16 protein-coding genes are annotated in these 18543 nt (G+C 32.8%); all 16 read left to right on the forward strand.

What is annotated here, in order from left to right; translation table 11 throughout:
• Positions 1-176 precede the first annotated feature (176 nt).
• The 16 genes from adhE to cap8O all read left to right on the forward strand — a co-directional run bounded on the left by adhE (position 177) and on the right by cap8O (position 18477).
• Complete coding sequence (gene adhE, locus AA076_RS00525; RefSeq protein WP_000955777.1) at positions 177-2786, forward strand: bifunctional acetaldehyde-CoA/alcohol dehydrogenase; 2610 nt, start codon at positions 177-179, stop codon at positions 2784-2786.
• 344 nt (positions 2787-3130) lie between these two features.
• Positions 3131-3799, forward strand: a complete 669-nt coding sequence (gene capA, locus AA076_RS00530) for a capsular polysaccharide type 5/8 biosynthesis protein CapA (RefSeq protein WP_000446299.1) — start codon at positions 3131-3133, stop codon at positions 3797-3799.
• 15 nt (positions 3800-3814) lie between these two features.
• Positions 3815-4501: a type 8 capsular polysaccharide synthesis protein Cap8B gene (gene cap8B / locus AA076_RS00535; RefSeq protein ID WP_000037332.1), complete on the forward strand. Its 687-nt coding sequence runs from the start codon at positions 3815-3817 to the stop codon at positions 4499-4501.
• Positions 4502-4503: 2 nt separating this feature from the next.
• Positions 4504-5268 (forward strand): type 8 capsular polysaccharide synthesis protein Cap8C, encoded by a 765-nt coding sequence (gene cap8C, locus AA076_RS00540; RefSeq protein ID WP_000565302.1) that lies wholly within the window; start codon positions 4504-4506, stop codon positions 5266-5268.
• A gap of 19 nt (positions 5269-5287) precedes the next feature.
• Positions 5288-7111, forward strand: coding sequence for a type 8 capsular polysaccharide synthesis protein Cap8D (cap8D, locus tag AA076_RS00545; protein WP_000940792.1), 1824 nt, complete (start codon positions 5288-5290; stop codon positions 7109-7111).
• The gene (gene cap8E / locus AA076_RS00550; protein WP_000459054.1) at positions 7101-8129 is read left to right on the forward strand and encodes a type 8 capsular polysaccharide synthesis protein Cap8E; all 1029 of its coding nucleotides are present in this window, start codon (positions 7101-7103) and stop codon (positions 8127-8129) included. The genes cap8D and cap8E overlap by 11 nt, the downstream gene beginning before the upstream one ends.
• Before the next feature lie 12 nt (positions 8130-8141).
• A complete protein-coding gene (gene cap8F / locus AA076_RS00555; protein ID WP_001028293.1) occupies positions 8142-9251 on the forward strand; it encodes a type 8 capsular polysaccharide synthesis protein Cap8F in 1110 nt (369 codons plus the stop codon).
• 3 nt (positions 9252-9254) lie between these two features.
• A complete protein-coding gene (gene cap8G, locus AA076_RS00560) occupies positions 9255-10379 on the forward strand; it encodes a type 8 capsular polysaccharide synthesis protein Cap8G (protein WP_000413171.1) in 1125 nt (374 codons plus the stop codon).
• 2 nt (positions 10380-10381) lie between these two features.
• The gene (locus AA076_RS00565; protein ID WP_001216898.1) at positions 10382-11008 is read left to right on the forward strand and encodes a CatB-related O-acetyltransferase; all 627 of its coding nucleotides are present in this window, start codon (positions 10382-10384) and stop codon (positions 11006-11008) included.
• Between the two features lie 4 nt (positions 11009-11012).
• The gene (locus AA076_RS00570) at positions 11013-12122 is read left to right on the forward strand and encodes a glycosyltransferase (protein WP_001221639.1); all 1110 of its coding nucleotides are present in this window, start codon (positions 11013-11015) and stop codon (positions 12120-12122) included.
• A 13-nt stretch (positions 12123-12135) separates the two neighbouring features.
• The gene (locus AA076_RS00575; protein WP_000668180.1) at positions 12136-13302 is read left to right on the forward strand and encodes an O-antigen ligase family protein; all 1167 of its coding nucleotides are present in this window, start codon (positions 12136-12138) and stop codon (positions 13300-13302) included.
• Positions 13295-14500, forward strand: coding sequence for a capsular polysaccharide biosynthesis protein (locus AA076_RS00580; protein ID WP_001085819.1), 1206 nt, complete (start codon positions 13295-13297; stop codon positions 14498-14500). Before AA076_RS00575 ends, AA076_RS00580 begins: the two co-directional genes overlap by 8 nt.
• Positions 14501-15706 (forward strand): type 8 capsular polysaccharide synthesis protein Cap8L, encoded by a 1206-nt coding sequence (gene cap8L, locus AA076_RS00585; protein WP_001291022.1) that lies wholly within the window; start codon positions 14501-14503, stop codon positions 15704-15706.
• Between the two features lie 10 nt (positions 15707-15716).
• The gene (gene cap8M, locus AA076_RS00590; RefSeq protein WP_000825098.1) at positions 15717-16274 is read left to right on the forward strand and encodes a type 8 capsular polysaccharide synthesis protein Cap8M; all 558 of its coding nucleotides are present in this window, start codon (positions 15717-15719) and stop codon (positions 16272-16274) included.
• Positions 16274-17161 carry a capsular polysaccharide type 5/8 biosynthesis epimerase CapN gene (gene capN / locus AA076_RS00595; protein WP_001230670.1) on the forward strand — a complete coding sequence of 296 codons (888 nt, stop codon included), beginning with the start codon at positions 16274-16276 and terminating at the stop codon, positions 17159-17161. The genes cap8M and capN overlap by 1 nt, the downstream gene beginning before the upstream one ends.
• A 53-nt stretch (positions 17162-17214) precedes the next feature.
• On the forward strand, positions 17215-18477 hold the full coding sequence (gene cap8O, locus AA076_RS00600; protein ID WP_000779497.1) for a type 8 capsular polysaccharide synthesis protein Cap8O: 1263 nt from the start codon (positions 17215-17217) through the stop codon (positions 18475-18477).
• Positions 18478-18543: the final 66 nt, after the last annotated feature.

Raw genomic sequence — 18543 nt, forward strand, 5'->3', positions numbered from 1 at the left:
ATTCTAAAAACACCGAAATAACAATGATTTCATGAAAACATTTATTTTAAAATTTGATATTTGTTCAAATAATATTCGAAATTAAACTTTTTTGTATAGAATTTTCTTTATATCCTGAGAGACATGTACTATAATGTTTGTGAAATAATTCACAAAGTATAAAGGAGTGGTTGTATATGTTAACTATACCTGAAAAAGAAAATCGTGGATCGAAAGAACAAGAAGTGGCAATTATGATTGATGCTCTAGCTGACAAAGGGAAAAAAGCATTAGAAGCATTATCTAAAAAGTCACAAGAAGAAATTGATCATATTGTTCATCAAATGAGCTTAGCAGCTGTTGATCAACATATGGTGCTAGCAAAATTAGCACATGAAGAAACTGGAAGAGGTATATACGAAGATAAAGCGATTAAAAATTTATACGCTTCTGAATATATATGGAATTCAATAAAAGACAATAAGACAGTAGGGATTATTGGTGAAGATAAAGAAAAAGGATTAACGTATGTAGCGGAACCAATTGGTGTTATTTGTGGTGTTACGCCAACAACAAATCCTACGTCGACAACTATTTTTAAAGCGATGATTGCAATTAAGACAGGAAATCCAATCATTTTTGCATTCCATCCAAGTGCACAAGAATCGTCGAAGCGTGCAGCAGAAGTTGTATTAGAAGCGGCAATGAAGGCAGGTGCACCTAAAGATATTATTCAGTGGATTGAAGTGCCTTCTATCGAAGCAACAAAACAATTAATGAATCACAAAGGTATTGCATTAGTTCTAGCAACAGGTGGTTCGGGCATGGTTAAGTCTGCATATTCAACTGGCAAACCGGCATTAGGTGTGGGACCAGGTAACGTGCCGTCTTACATTGAAAAAACAGCACACATTAAACGTGCAGTAAATGATATCATTGGTTCAAAAACATTTGATAATGGTATGATTTGTGCTTCTGAACAAGTTGTAGTCATTGATAAAGAAATTTATAAAGATGTTACTAATGAATTTAAAGCACATCAAGCATACTTTGTTAAAAAAGATGAATTACAACGCTTAGAAAATGCAATTATGAATGAACAAAAAACAGGTATTAAGCCTGATATTGTCGGTAAATCTGCAGTTGAAATAGCTGAATTAGCAGGTATACCTGTCCCCGAAAATACAAAACTTATCATAGCCGAAATTAGCGGTGTAGGTTCAGACTATCCGTTATCTCGTGAAAAATTATCTCCAGTATTAGCCTTAGTAAAAGCCCAATCTACAAAACAAGCATTTCAAATTTGTGAAGACACACTACATTTTGGTGGATTAGGACACACAGCCGTTATCCATACAGAAGATGAAACATTACAAAAAGATTTTGGACTAAGAATGAAAGCTTGTCGTGTACTTGTAAATACACCATCAGCGGTTGGAGGTATTGGTGATATGTATAACGAATTGATTCCGTCTTTAACATTAGGTTGTGGTTCCTACGGTAGAAACTCAATTTCACATAATGTTAGTGCGACAGATTTATTAAACATTAAAACGATTGCTAAACGACGTAATAATACTCAAATTTTCAAGGTGCCTGCTCAAATTTATTTTGAAGAAAATGCAATCATGAGTCTAACAACAATGGACAAGATTGAAAAAGTGATGATTGTCTGTGACCCTGGTATGGTAGAATTCGGTTATACAAAAACAGTTGAGAATGTATTAAGACAAAAAACGGAACAGCCTCAAATTAAAATATTTAGCGAAGTCGAACCGAACCCATCAACTAATACAGTATATAAAGGTCTGGAAATGATGGTTGATTTCCAACCGGATACAATCATTGCACTTGGTGGTGGTTCAGCGATGGATGCTGCAAAAGCAATGTGGATGTTCTTTGAACACCCTGAGACATCATTCTTCGGTGCTAAACAAAAGTTCCTAGACATCGGTAAACGTACTTATAAAATAGGCATGCCTGAAAATGCGACGTTCATTTGTATCCCTACGACATCAGGTACAGGTTCAGAAGTAACACCATTTGCAGTTATCACAGATAGTGAAACAAATGTAAAATATCCGTTGGCTGATTTTGCTTTAACACCTGACGTTGCAATTATTGACCCTCAATTTGTGATGAGTGTGCCAAAAAGCGTTACAGCAGATACAGGAATGGATGTACTAACGCATGCAATGGAATCATATGTATCTGTAATGGCTTCAGACTACACAAGAGGTTTGAGTCTACAAGCGATTAAATTGACGTTCGAATATTTAAAATCATCTGTTGAAAAGGGTGATAAAGTTTCAAGAGAGAAAATGCATAACGCATCAACTTTGGCTGGTATGGCATTTGCAAATGCATTCTTAGGCATTGCACACTCAATTGCGCATAAAATTGGTGGCGAATATGGTATTCCGCATGGTAGAGCGAATGCGATATTACTACCGCATATTATCCGTTATAATGCCAAAGACCCGCAAAAACATGCATTATTCCCTAAATATGAGTTCTTCAGAGCAGATACAGATTATGCAGATATTGCCAAATTCTTAGGATTAAAAGGTAATACGACAGAAGCACTCGTAGAATCATTAGCTAAAGCTGTCTACGAATTAGGTCAATCAGTCGGAATTGAAATGAATTTGAAATCACAAGGTGTGTCTGAAGAAGAATTAAATGAGTCAATTGATAGAATGGCAGAGCTCGCATTTGAAGATCAATGTACAACTGCTAATCCTAAAGAAGCACTAATCAGTGAAATCAAAGATATCATTCAAACATCATATGATTATAAGCAATAATCTATCTGATAATAATCATCTAACTCACCTGAAATTACAAAAGTAAAAAATGCCACATAAACTTTAAGTCGATAATCATTATACGGTTATCGGCTTTTATTTATTGCCAAATCTTCAGAGAGATACAAACTAGACAATCATTTTTTTAAATAAAGAAAATATTAAGATTGATACTCATTTCACAAACTATTACTACTTTAGAGTATAATTATTTTTAATTTCATATAAATAAAAAGGCGAAAATAATGCGGTTTAAAAGTAATTAATTGTTTAAACGATATGTAATATGTAAATACTATATATATAATACCAATTTTAATGAAAATTTTTAAGGGAGGTAAATAATGGAAAGTACATTAGAATTAACAAAAATTAAAGAAGTATTACAAAAAAACTTGAAGATTTTAATTATTTTACCGCTATTATTTTTAATTATTAGCGCTATTGTTACATTTTTCGTCTTATCACCTAAATATCAAGCTAATACTCAAATTTTAGTGAATCAAACTAAGGGTGACAATCCTCAGTTTATGGCGCAAGAGGTTCAAAGTAATATTCAACTTGTAAATACGTATAAAGAAATTGTTAAAAGTCCTAGAATTTTAGATGAGGTGTCAAAGGACTTAAATGATAAGTATTCACCATCTAAATTGTCGAGTATGTTGACAATTACAAACCAAGAAAATACGCAACTTATCAACATCCAAGTTAAAAGTGGTCATAAACAAGATTCGGAAAAAATTGCGAATAGCTTCGCTAAAGTTACAAGTAAACAAATTCCGAAGATTATGAGTGTGGATAACGTATCAATTTTATCTAAAGCAGACGGTACAGCAGTTAAAGTCGCACCAAAAACTGTAGTGAATCTAATCGGTGCATTCTTTTTAGGATTAGTTGTCGCGCTTATATATATCTTCTTCAAAGTAATTTTCGATAAGCGAATTAAAGATGAAGAAGATGTAGAGAAAGAATTAGGATTGCCTGTATTGGGTTCAATTCAAAAATTTAATTAAGGATGGTTGCTACTTATGTCAAAAAAGGAAAATACGACAACAACACTATTTGTATATGAAAAACCAAAATCAACAATTAGTGAAAAGTTTCGAGGTATACGTTCAAACATCATGTTTTCAAAAGCAAATGGTGAAGTAAAGCGCTTATTGGTTACTTCTGAAAAGCCTGGTGCAGGTAAAAGTACAGTTGTATCGAATGTAGCGATTACTTATGCACAAGCAGGCTATAAGACATTAGTTATTGATGGCGATATGCGTAAGCCAACACAAAACTATATTTTTAATGAGCAAAATAATAATGGACTATCAAGCTTAATCATTGGTCGAACGACTATGTCAGAAGCAATTACGTCGACAGAAATTGAAAATTTAGATTTGCTAACAGCTGGCCCTGTACCTCCAAATCCATCTGAGTTAATTGGGTCTGAAAGGTTCAAAGAATTAGTTGATCTGTTTAATAAACGTTACGACATTATTATTGTCGATACACCGCCAGTTAATACTGTGACTGATGCACAACTATATGCGCGTGCTATTAAAGATAGTCTGTTAGTAATTGATAGTGAAAAAAATGATAAAAATGAAGTTAAAAAAGCAAAAGCACTTATGGAAAAAGCAGGCAGTAACATTCTAGGTGTCATTTTGAACAAGACAAAGGTCGATAAATCTTCTAGTTATTATCACTATTATGGAGATGAATAAGTATGATTGATATTCATAACCATATATTGCCTAATATCGATGACGGTCCGACAAATGAAACAGAGATGATGGATCTTTTAAAACAAGCGACAACACAAGGTGTTACAGAAATCATTGTAACATCACATCACTTACATCCTCGATATACCACACCTATAGAAAAAGTGAAATCATGTTTAAACCATATTGAAAGCTTAGAGGAAGTACAAGCACTAAATCTAAAGTTTTATTATGGTCAGGAAATAAGAATTACCGATCAAATCCTTAATGATATTGATCGAAAAGTTATTAACGGTATTAATGATTCACGCTATTTACTAATAGAATTTCCATCAAATGAAGTTCCACACTATACTGATCAATTATTTTTCGAATTACAGAGTAAAGGCTTTGTACCGATTATTGCACATCCAGAGCGGAATAAAGCAATAAGTCAAAACCTTGACATACTATACGATTTAATTAACAAAGGTGCTTTAAGTCAAGTGACAACGGCGTCATTAGCGGGTATTTCCGGTAAAAAAATTAGAAAATTAGCAATTCAAATGATTGAAAACAATCTGACACATTTCATCGGTTCAGATGCGCATAACACAGAAATCAGACCGTTCTTAATGAAAGACTTATTTAATGATAAGAAATTACGTGATTATTATGAAGATATGAACGGATTTATTAGTAATGCGAAGTTAGTTGTTGATGATAAAAAAATTCCTAAACGAATGCCACAACAAGATTATAAACAGAAAAGATGGTTTGGGTTATAAACAGCAAATGAGGGGTTTTATGGCACATTTATCTGTGAAATTGCGGCTTTTAATACTAGCATTAATCGATTCACTGATAGTGACATTTTCAGTATTCGTAAGTTATTACATTTTAGAACCGTATTTCAAAACATATTCTGTCAAATTATTAATATTGGCAGCTATATCACTATTCATATCGCATCATATTTCAGCATTTATTTTTAATATGTATCATCGAGCGTGGGAATATGCCAGTGTGAGTGAATTGATTTTAATTGTTAAAGCTGTGACGACATCTATCGTTATTACGATGGTGGTCGTGACAATTGTTACAGGCAATAGACCGTTTTTTAGATTGTATTTAATTACTTGGATGATGCACTTGATTTTAATAGGTGGCTCAAGGTTATTTTGGCGTATTTATCGGAAATACCTTGGAGGTAAGTCATTTAATAAGAAGCCAACTTTAGTTGTTGGTGCTGGTCAAGCAGGTTCAATGCTGATTAGACAAATGTTGAAAAGTGACGAAATGAAACTTGAACCGGTATTAGCAGTCGATGATGACGAACATAAACGCAATATCACAATTACTGAGGGTGTAAAAGTCCAAGGTAAAATTGCGGATATTCCAGAACTAGTGAGGAAATATAAGATTAAAAAAATCATCATTGCAATTCCAACTATTGGTCAAGAGCGTTTGAAAGAAATTAATAATATTTGCCATATGGATGGCGTTGAGTTATTGAAAATGCCAAATATAGAAGACGTCATGTCTGGTGAGTTAGAAGTGAACCAACTTAAAAAAGTTGAAGTAGAAGATTTACTAGGCAGAGATCCTGTTGAATTAGATATGGATATGATATCAAATGAATTGACGAATAAAACTATTTTAGTTACGGGTGCAGGTGGTTCAATAGGATCAGAAATTTGTAGACAAGTTTGTAATTTCTATCCAGAACGTATTATTCTACTTGGCCATGGTGAAAACAGTATTTATTTAATCAATCGTGAATTGCGAAATCGCTTCGGAAAAAATGTTGATATCGTTCCTATTATAGCGGATGTGCAAAATAGAGCGCGTATGTTTGAAATTATGGAAACGTATAAACCATACGCAGTTTATCATGCAGCAGCACACAAGCACGTGCCGTTAATGGAAGACAACCCTGAAGAAGCAGTACGTAATAATATTTTAGGTACGAAAAATACTGCTGAAGCTGCTAAAAATGCAGAGGTAAAGAAATTCGTTATGATTTCTACGGATAAAGCCGTTAATCCGCCTAATGTCATGGGAGCTTCAAAGCGAATTGCAGAAATGATTATTCAAAGTTTAAATGATGAAACGCATCGAACAAATTTTGTTGCAGTGAGATTTGGTAATGTACTTGGATCGAGAGGATCTGTGATTCCACTTTTCAAAAGTCAAATTGAAGAAGGTGGGCCAGTTACTGTGACACATCCTGAAATGACACGTTACTTTATGACAATTCCTGAAGCTTCTAGACTAGTTTTGCAGGCAGGGGCATTAGCAGAAGGTGGCGAAGTATTTGTGCTAGATATGGGAGAACCAGTGAAAATTGTAGATTTGGCACGTAATTTAATTAAGCTAAGTGGTAAAAAAGAAGACGACATACGCATTACTTATACAGGGATTAGACCCGGCGAAAAAATGTTTGAAGAGCTTATGAATAAAGATGAGGTTCATCCTGAACAAGTATTTGAAAAAATTTATCGTGGCAAAGTACAACATATGAAATGTAATGAAGTTGAAGCGATTATTCAAGACATCGTCAATGACTTTAGTAAAGAAAAAATTATTAACTATGCCAATGGCAAAAAGGGAGATAATTATGTTCGATGACAAAATTTTATTAATTACTGGGGGCACAGGATCATTCGGTAATGCTGTTATGAAACAGTTTTTAGATTCTAATATTAAAGAAATTCGTATTTTTTCACGCGATGAGAAAAAACAAGATGACATTCGAAAAAAATATAATAATTCAAAATTAAAGTTCTACATTGGTGATGTGCGTGATAGTCAAAGTGTAGAAACAGCAATGCGAGATGTTGATTACGTATTCCATGCAGCAGCTTTAAAACAAGTGCCGTCATGTGAATTCTTTCCAGTTGAGGCAGTGAAGACAAATATTATTGGTACAGAAAATGTCTTACAAAGTGCTATTCATCAAAATGTTAAAAAAGTCATATGTTTATCTACAGATAAGGCAGCGTATCCTATTAATGCTATGGGTATTTCAAAAGCAATGATGGAAAAAGTATTCGTAGCCAAATCAAGAAATATTCGTAGTGAACAAACGCTTATTTGTGGTACAAGATACGGTAATGTGATGGCTTCAAGAGGATCAGTAATACCTTTGTTTATCGACAAAATCAAAGCTGGAGAACCTTTAACGATTACAGATCCTGATATGACAAGATTTTTAATGAGCTTAGAAGATGCGGTAGAACTAGTTGTTCATGCATTTAAGCATGCAGAGACAGGAGATATTATGGTTCAAAAAGCACCAAGCTCAACGGTAGGGGATCTTGCGACCGCATTATTAGAATTGTTTGAAGCTGATAATGCAATTGAAATCATTGGTACGCGACATGGAGAGAAAAAAGCAGAAACATTGTTGACGAGAGAAGAATACGCACAATGTGAAGATATGGGTGATTATTTTAGAGTGCCGGCAGACTCCAGAGATTTAAATTATAGTAATTATGTTGAAACCGGTAACGAAAAGATTACGCAATCTTATGAATATAACTCCGATAATACACATATTTTAACGGTGGAAGAGATAAAAGAAAAACTTTTAACACTAGAATATGTTAGAAACGAATTGAATGATTATAAAGCTTCAATGAGATAGGAGAGATTGACGTTGAATATTGTAATTACAGGAGCAAAAGGTTTTGTAGGAAAAAACTTGAAAGCAGATTTAACTTCAACGACAGATCATCATATTTTCGAAGTACATCGACAAACTAAAGAGGAAGAATTAGAGTCAGCATTGTTGAAAGCAGACTTTGTCGTGCATTTAGCGGGTGTTAATCGACCTGAACATGACAAAGAATTCAGCTTAGGAAACGTGAGTTATTTAGATCATGTACTTGATATATTAACTAGAAATACGAAAAAGCCAGCGATATTATTATCGTCTTCAATACAAGCAACACAAGATAATCCTTATGGTGAGAGTAAGTTGCAAGGGGAACAGCTATTAAGAGAGTATGCCGAAGAGTATGGCAATACGGTTTATATTTATCGCTGGCCAAATTTATTCGGCAAGTGGTGTAAGCCGAATTATAACTCAGTGATAGCAACATTTTGTTACAAAATTGCACGTAACGAAGAGATTCAAGTTAATGATCGGAATGTTGAACTAACGCTAAACTACGTGGATGATATCGTCGCTGAAATAAAGCGTGCTATTGAAGGAACTCCAACGATTGAAAATGGTGTACCTACAGTACCAAACGTATTTAAAGTGACATTGGGAGAAATTGTAGATTTATTATACAAGTTCAAACAGTCACGTCTCGATCGAACATTGCCGAAATTAGATAACTTGTTTGAAAAAGATTTGTATAGTACGTATTTAAGCTATCTACCTAGTACAGACTTTAGTTATCCCTTACTTATGAATGTGGATGATAGGGGTTCTTTTACAGAATTTATAAAAACACCGGATCGTGGTCAAGTTTCTGTAAATATTTCTAAACCAGGTATTACTAAAGGTAATCACTGGCATCATACTAAAAACGAAAAATTTCTAGTCGTATCAGGTAAAGGGGTAATTCGTTTTAGACATGTTAATGATGATGAAATCATTGAATATTATGTTTCTGGCGACAAATTAGAAGTTGTAGACATACCAGTAGGATACACACATAATATTGAAAATTTAGGCGACACAGATATGGTAACTATTATGTGGGTGAATGAAATGTTTGATCCAAATCAGCCAGATACGTATTTCTTGGAGGTATAGCGCATGGAAAAACTGAAATTAATGACAATAGTTGGTACAAGGCCTGAAATCATTCGTTTATCATCAACGATTAAAGCATGTGATCAATATTTTAATCAGATATTAGTACACACTGGTCAAAATTATGATTATACATTGAATCAAATTTTCTTTGATGATTTGGAATTAAGACAACCGGACCACTACTTAGAGGCAGTTGGAAGTAACCTTGGAGAAACGATGGGGAATATTATTGCGAAGACATATGATGTTTTATTACGCGAACAACCAGATGCACTTTTAATTCTTGGTGATACAAATAGTTGTTTAGCAGCAGTATCTGCTAAACGATTAAAGATTCCTGTGTTCCACATGGAAGCGGGTAATAGATGCTTTGATCAGAATGTACCTGAAGAAATCAATCGTAAAATTGTTGACCATGTCAGTGATGTGAATCTACCTTATACGGAACATAGCAGACGTTATTTATTAGATGAAGGCTTCAATAAAGCGAATATCTTTGTGACAGGATCACCGATGACAGAAGTGATAGAAGCGCATCGAGATAAAATTAATCACAGTGACGTTTTAAATAAACTAGGATTAGAACCGCAACAATACATTTTAGTATCTGCGCATAGAGAAGAGAATATCGATAATGAAAAGAATTTTAAATCATTAATGAATGCGATAAATGATATTGCCAAAAAGTATAAAATGCCTGTGATTTATTCAACGCATCCAAGAAGTTGGAAGAAAATTGAAGAAAGTAAATTTGAATTTGATCCATTAGTTAAACAGTTAAAGCCATTTGGTTTCTTTGATTATAATGCATTGCAAAAAGATGCATTTGTTGTGCTATCAGATAGTGGAACATTGTCAGAAGAGTCGTCTATTTTGAAGTTCCCTGGTGTCCTTATTCGAACTTCCACAGAAAGACCGGAAGTACTAGATAAAGGTACGGTTATTGTAGGTGGTATTACCTATAACAATCTAATCCAATCCGTTGAACTAGCAAGAGAGATGCAAAACAATAACGAACCGATGATTGATGCTATTGATTATAAAGACACTAACGTTTCGACAAAGGTAGTTAAAATTATTCAAAGCTATAAAGATATTATCAATCGAAATACTTGGAGGAAATGACGATGAGGATAGCGATTGAAAAGATAATTGGTTTGCTGAAAAACCAGTCCTCTAAAGAATCGAATGTTAAGATTCATCGCTTGGCGTATATTACAAACTCAAAATTTGATGGCAATAACTATATAGATAGATGGTGTAAAATCAGGAATTCTCACATTGGTGAATACAGTTATATTGGATTTGGTAGTGATTTTAATAATGTAGAAGTAGGAAGATATTGTTCGATATCTTCGGATGTAAAAATTGGGTTAGGAAAACATCCTACACACTTTTTTAGCTCATCACCGATTTTTTATTCTAATAATAATCCATTTAACATAAAGCAAAAGTTTATAGACTTTAATGACCAACCAAGCCGTACAACAATTAAAAATGATGTGTGGATTGGTGCAAATGTAATTATTATGGATGGTTTAACAATAAATACTGGTGCAGTCATAGCAGCCGGCTCAGTTGTTACTAAAAATGTAGGAGCATATGAGGTTGTTGGTGGTGTTCCTGCAAAAGTGATTAAGAAGCGATTTGACAATAAAACAATTGAAAAACTTTTGGAAAGCAAGTGGTGGGAGAAAACGCCTGACAAACTAAAAGGATTTTCGGTTGAATATTTAAATAAAAAGGATACTTAATGATATGAGAATTTTAAATATTGTATCGAGTAATATTGTTCAAGACCCAAGGGTACTTAAACAAATAGAAACAATTAAAGGCGTTACGGATGATTATAAAATTGTTGGAATGAATAATTCACAAGCTACTAATAAGCGATTGGAAAATTTAGATTGTAATTATCGTTTGTTAGGTAGCAAGGTAGATCCAAAAAATATTCTTTCTAAATTAATTAAGCGTATAAGATTTGCAACAGGTGTTATCCGAGAAATTAAAGCTTATAAACCTGACGTGATTCATGCAAATGATTTCGACGTATTATTAATGGTCTATTTAAGCAATTATAAAAAAGCTAATATTGTTTATGATGCGCATGAAATATATGCGAAAAATGCCTTTATTAATAAAGTTCCACTTATTTCAAAGTTTGTAGAAAGTATAGAAAAACACATAGTAAAACATCGTGTTAATGCCTTCGTAACAGTAAGTCATGCAGCAAAAGAATATTATCAATCTAAAGGATATAAGAAGGAAGCGAATGTTATTACGAATGCACCTATTTTAAATGATAGCAGAGAATTTAAAGAAATCGAAAACTTTAAAGAAATTGTATATCAAGGTCAAATTGTAATGGACAGAGGATATGAAGAGTTTATTATTGCTTCATCAGCTTTTAAACAAAATGCTCCTTCATTCATAATTCGAGGGTTTGGTCCGCATGAAGAAGTGATAAAAGAACTGATTAGTTATAACCCGGAAAATATTAGGTTGGATAAACCAGTTGAAGTAAAAGAATTGGTTGATAAGTTAGCAGAAAGTAATGTTGGTGTTGTCTTGACGAAACCAGTATCTATTAATTTTGAATATACAGTATCTAATAAAATTTTTGAATGTATACATGCTGGTTTACCAGTAATTTTATCTCCTGTCAAAGAGCATATTTATCTCAATGAAAAATATAAATTTGGCATTGTTCTAAAGGAAGTTACGCCGTTAGAAATTGAAAAGGCGGTTAGAAAATTAAGAGATAATCACGATTTGTTTAATCATTTACGTCAAAATGCAATTAAGGCGTCTAAAATTTTGAATTGGCAAATAGAGAGTGAACGGTTAGTAGAATTATATAAATTTTAAAGAGAGGTAGACTATGAAATTTTTTGTACTTTGTGCAATTATCAGCATGAACATATTTATAGTAATCTCTACATTTACTAAAGAAGTATTAGGGTTCCCTATAGAGCCGGTGTATTACTCAACCATGGTTGGTATAGCATTAATTACTACGGTGTTTGCTATTTATAAGATAATTGTCACCCAAGAAATTCCGCGAGGGTTAATATTATTAATTGCTATATGTTTGCTTTATCTAGCTTTTTATTATTTTTCACCAGATAAGGAAGAGAAACTAGCTAAAAATAATATTCTATTCTTTTTAACATGGGCAGTTCCAGCGGCAATTAGTGGTATTTATATTAAATATATAAACAAGGCTACGGTAGAAAGATTTTTTAAATTAGTATTTTTCATATTTTCTGTTTCATTTATTTTTGTAATTTTAATACCAAAACTTACAGGTGAGATACCTAGCTATATCAATTTTGGACTTATGAACTATCAAAACGCTTCGTACCTTTCAGCATTTACTGCCGGATTAGGCATTTATTTCATTATGAAAGGTTCAGTTAAACATAAGTGGATATATGTTCTATTTACAATAATTGATATCCCTATTGTGTTTATACCAGGAGGGCGTGGAGGTGCTATTTTATTAATTCTTTACGGCTTATTTGCATTTATACTTATTACGTTTAAAAGAGGAATACCTATCGCAGTAAAAAGCATTATGTATATTTTTGCATTAAGCATATCTAGTGTATTGATTTACTTTCTTTTTACAAAAGGTTCGAATACTAGAACATTTTCATATCTACAAGGTGGAACACTTAATTTAGAAGGTACTTCTGGAAGAGGACCGATTTATGAAAAAGGTATTTACTTTATTCAACAAAGTTCGTTATTAGGCTATGGGCCATTTAACTATTATAAACTAATCGGAAATATACCACATAACATCATTATTGAGTTGATTCTATCATTTGGCTTATTAGGGTTTTTTATCATAATGATTTGCATTTTGCTACTAGTTTATAAAATGATTAGGAACTATGATCCAAACACTATAGATTTACTCGTTATGTTTATAGCAATCTATCCAATCACATTATTAATGTTTAGTTCAAATTATTTAGTTGTAAGTGAATTTTGGTTTGTGTTGTTCTATTTTATTACAAAAGGACGGCGTCATCATGGCTAAGAAAGTTTTTATTATGGATAGCGTAAAGACAATAATTGGTACGTTGCTTATAGCTTTAGGATTACAATTTTTAGCTTATCCAATTATTAATCAACGAGTAGGTAATGAAGCGTTCGGTTCTATTTTAACGATTTATACAATAATAACAATCACGAGTGTTGTATTAGGCAATACGCTTAACAATATACGATTGATTAATATGAATCTATACAAATCCAATCATTACTACTGGAAATTTGCATCGATACTTTTAATCTCAATTCTGATTGAGAGTATAGCTTTAATTATTGTATTTCTTTACTTTTTTAATTTGAACATCATCGATATTATCTTTTTAATTCTACTTAATATTTTAATGTGTTTAAGGATTTATCTGAATGTATTTTTTAGGATGACTTTAAAATATAATCAGATTTTGTATATTGCTCTTATTCAATTTTTAGGTTTGCTGATAGGACTATTTCTATATTATTTAACCCAAAACTGGATTGTTTGTTTTATTACCAGTGAATTGTTTGCAACGATATATACATTGGTTAAATTACGGGGATTAACTATAGGCGAGTATCAAAGTGAAGATAATAATGTGGTAAAAGATTATGTGATGCTACTGAGTACAAATAGCCTTAATAATTTGAATCTCTATTTAGATAGATTAATCTTATTACCAATTATAGGTGGAACAGCTGTAACTATATCATTTCTTTCAACATTTATTGGGAAAATGTTAGCTACATTTCTATATCCGATTAATAATGTAGTACTTTCATATATTTCTGTAAATGAAAGTGACAATATAAAGAAGCAATATTTGAAAACTAATCTAATTGCTATAGCTGCCCTATGTTTAGTCATGATTATATGTTATCCAATTACAATAATTATTGTCTCTTTACTGTATAACATTGATTCAAGTTTATATTCGAAGTTTATTATTTTAGGTAATATAGGTGTTTTATTCAATGCAGTGAGTATTATGATCCAAACTTTAAATACAAAACACGCATCAATAACATTACAAGCGAATTATATGACGCTTCACACGATTACATTTATATTCATAACTATTTTAATGACAATTGCGTTTGGTCTAAATGGATTCTTTTGGACAACGCTGTTCAGCAACATTATTAAGTATGTGATTTTAAATATTATAGGTTTAAAGTCTAAATTCATTAATAAAAAGGACGTCGATTAGATGAGTGAAAAAAAGATTTTGATTTTATGTCAGTATTTTTATCCGGAATATGTATCTTCTGCGACGTTACCAACTCAATTGGCGGAAGATTTAATTGCGAATCACATTAATGTCGATGTCATGTGTGGATGGCCATATGAATATAGTAATCATAAACAGGTTTCTAAAACCGAGATGCATCGTGGTATTCGCATTCGACGTCTCAAGTATTCGAGGTTTAATAACAAAAGTAAGGTTGGAAGGATCATCAATTTCTTTAGTTTATTTTCAAAATTCGTGATTAATATACCTAAAATGTTGAAATATGATCAGATTCTTGTTTACTCTAATCCACCAATCTTGCCATTAATACCAGACGTTTTACACAGACTGCTTAAGAAAAAATATTCTTTTGTGGTGTATGATATAGCACCTGATAATGCGATTAAGACAGGTGCAACTCGTCCAGGTAGCATGATTGATAAGCTGATGCGTTACATTAATAGACATGTCTACAAGAATGCTGAAAATGTCATTGTCCTTGGTACGGAAATGAAAAACTACTTACTAAATCATCAAATTTCTAAAAATGCTGACAATATCCATGTGATTCCTAACTGGTATGACATGCGTCAATTACAAGACAATCGTATCTATAATGACACATTTAAAGCTTACCGTGAGCAATACGACAAAATTTTATTGTATAGCGGTAATATGGGGCAGTTACAGGATATGGAGACACTTATCTCATTTTTAAAATTAAATAAGGATCAGTCTCAAACGTTAACAATACTTTGTGGTCATGGTAAGAAATTTGCAGATGTCAAAACGGCAATAGAAGACCATCGTATTGAAAATGTTAAAATGTTTGAGTTTTTAACAGGTACAGACTATGCTGACGTATTAAAAATTGCGGATGTATGTATTGCATCGCTGATTAAAGAAGGCGTCGGTTTAGGCGTGCCGAGCAAGAATTATGGCTATCTTGCAGCTAAGAAAGCGTTGGTACTCATCATGGATAAGCAATCTGATATCGTTCAACATGTTGAACAATATGATGCGGGTATCCAAATTGATAATGGCGATGCACATGCCATTTATAACTTCATCAACACTCACTCGAGTAAGGAATTGCACGAGATGGGTGAGCGCGCACATCAACTGTTTAAAGATAAATATACGAGAGAAATTAATACTATGAAGTATTACAATCTGTTGAAGTGAGGAGATAATTATGAAGCGATTATTCGATGTAGTGAGTTCAATATATGGTTTAGTAGTTTTAAGTCCGATTCTGTTAATTACAGCATTACTAATTAAAATGGAATCACCTGGACCAGCCATTTTCAAACAAAAAAGACCGACGATTAATAATGAATTGTTTAATATTTATAAGTTTAGATCAATGAAAATAGACACACCTAATGTTGCAACTGATTTAATGGATTCAACATCGTATATAACAAAGACAGGGAAGGTCATTCGTAAGACCTCTATTGATGAATTGCCACAATTATTGAATGTTTTAAAAGGAGAAATGTCAATTGTAGGTCCTAGACCAGCGCTTTATAATCAATACGAATTAATCGAAAAACGTACAAAAGCGAACGTGCATACGATTAGACCAGGTGTGACAGGACTAGCTCAAGTGATGGGGAGAGATGATATCACTGATGATCAAAAAGTAGCGTATGATCATTATTACTTAACACATCAATCTATGATGCTTGATATGTATATCATATATAAAACAATTAAAAATATCGTTACTTCAGAAGGTGTGCATCACTAATGAGAAAAAATATTTTAATTACAGGCGTACATGGATATATCGGTAATGCTTTAAAAGATAAGCTTATTGAACAAGGACATCAAGTAGATCAAATTAATGTTAGGAATCAATTATGGAAGTCGACCTCGTTCAAAGATTATGATGTTTTAATTCATACAGCAGCTTTGGTTCACAACAATTCACCTCAAGCAAGGCTATCTGATTATATGCAAGTGAATATGTTGCTGACGAAACAATTGGCACAAAAGGCTAAAGCTGAAGACGTTAAACAATTTATTTTTATGAGTACTATGGCAGTTTATGGAAAAGAAGGTCATGTTGGTAAATCAGATCAAGTTGATACACAAACACCAATGAACCCTACGACCAACTATGGTATTTCCAAAAAGTTCGCTGAACAAGCATTACAAGAATTGATTAGTGATTCGTTTAAAGTAGCAATTGTGAGACCACCAATGATTTATGGTGCACATTGCCCAGGAAATTTCCAACGGTTAATGCAATTGTCAAAGCGATTGCCAATCATTCCCAATATTAACAATCAGCGCAGTGCATTATATATTAAACATCTGACAGCATTTATTGATCAATTAATATCATTAGAAGTGACAGGTGTGTACCATCCTCAAGATAGTTTTTACTTTGATACATCGTCAGTAATGTATGAAATACGTCGCCAATCACATCGTAAAACGGTATTGATCAACATGCCTTCAATGCTAAATAAGTATTTTAATAAGTTGTCGGTCTTTAGAAAATTATTCGGCAATTTAATATACAGCAATACGTTATATGAAAATAATAATGCACTTGAAATTATTCCTGGAAAAATGTCACTTGTTATTGCGGACATCATGGATGAAACGACAACCAAAGATAAGGCATAAGTCATCTATTAAATAAAATCAACATACAAATCGTTTTATTTGGAGGTTATAGTATGAAGTTAACAGTAGTTGGCTTAGGTTATATTGGTTTACCAACATCAATTATGTTTGCAAAACATGGCGTCGATGTGCTTGGTGTTGATATTAATCAGCAAACGATTGATAAGTTACAAAGTGGTCAAATTAGTATTGAAGAACCTGGATTACAAGAGGTTTATGAAGAGGTACTGTCATCGGGAAAATTGAAGGTATCTACAACGCCAGATGCATCTGATGTTTTTATCATTGCCGTTCCGACGCCGAATAATGATGATCAGTACCGGTCATGTGACATTTCGCTAGTTATGCGTGCATTAGATAGTATTTTATCATTTTTAGAAAAAGGAAATACCATTATTGTAGAGTCGACAATTGCGCCTAAAACGATGGATGATTTTGTAAAACCAGTCATTGAAAATTTAGGGTTTACAATAGGTGAAGATATTTATTTAGTGCATTGTCCAGAACGTGTACTGCCAGGAAAAATTTTAGAAGAATTAGTTCATAACAATCGTATCATTGGCGGTGTGACTGAAGCTTGTATTGAAGCGGGTAAACGTGTCTATCGCACATTCGTTCAGGGAGAAATGATTGAAACAGATGCACGTACTGCTGAAATGAGTAAGCTAATGGAAAACACATATAGAGACGTGAACATTGCTTTAGCTAATGAATTAACAAAAATTTGCAATAACTTAAATATTAATGTATTAGATGTGATTGAAATGGCAAACAAACATCCGCGTGTTAACATCCATCAGCCTGGTCCAGGTGTAGGCGGTCATTGTTTAGCTGTTGATCCGTACTTTATTATTGCTAAAGACCCTGAAAATGCAAAGTTAATTCAAACTGGACGTGAAATTAATAATTCAATGCCGGCCTATGTTGTTGATACAACGAAGCAAATCATCAAAGTGTTGAGCGGGAATAAAGTCACAGTATTTGGTTTAACTTATAAAGGTGATGTTGATGATATAAGAGAATCACCAGCATTTGATATTTATGAGCTATTAAATCAAGAACCAGACATAGAAGTATGTGCTTATGATCCACATGTTGAATTAGATTTTGTGGAACATGATATGTCACATGCTGTCAAAGACGCATCGCTAGTATTGATTTTAAGTGACCACTCAGAATTTAAAAATTTATCGGACAGTCATTTTGATAAAATGAAGCATAAAGTGATTTTTGATACAAAAAATGTTGTGAAATCATCATTTGAAGATGTATCGTATTATAATTATGGCAATATATTTAATTTTATCGACAAATAAAATGTGTCAAACTAGGGCATACATGATTAAGGAAAGATAAGCTGTCATGTGTTTGAACTTCAGAGA

It is taken from the genome of Staphylococcus aureus, assembly GCF_001027105.1.
Lineage (GTDB): Bacteria > Bacillota > Bacilli > Staphylococcales > Staphylococcaceae > Staphylococcus > Staphylococcus aureus.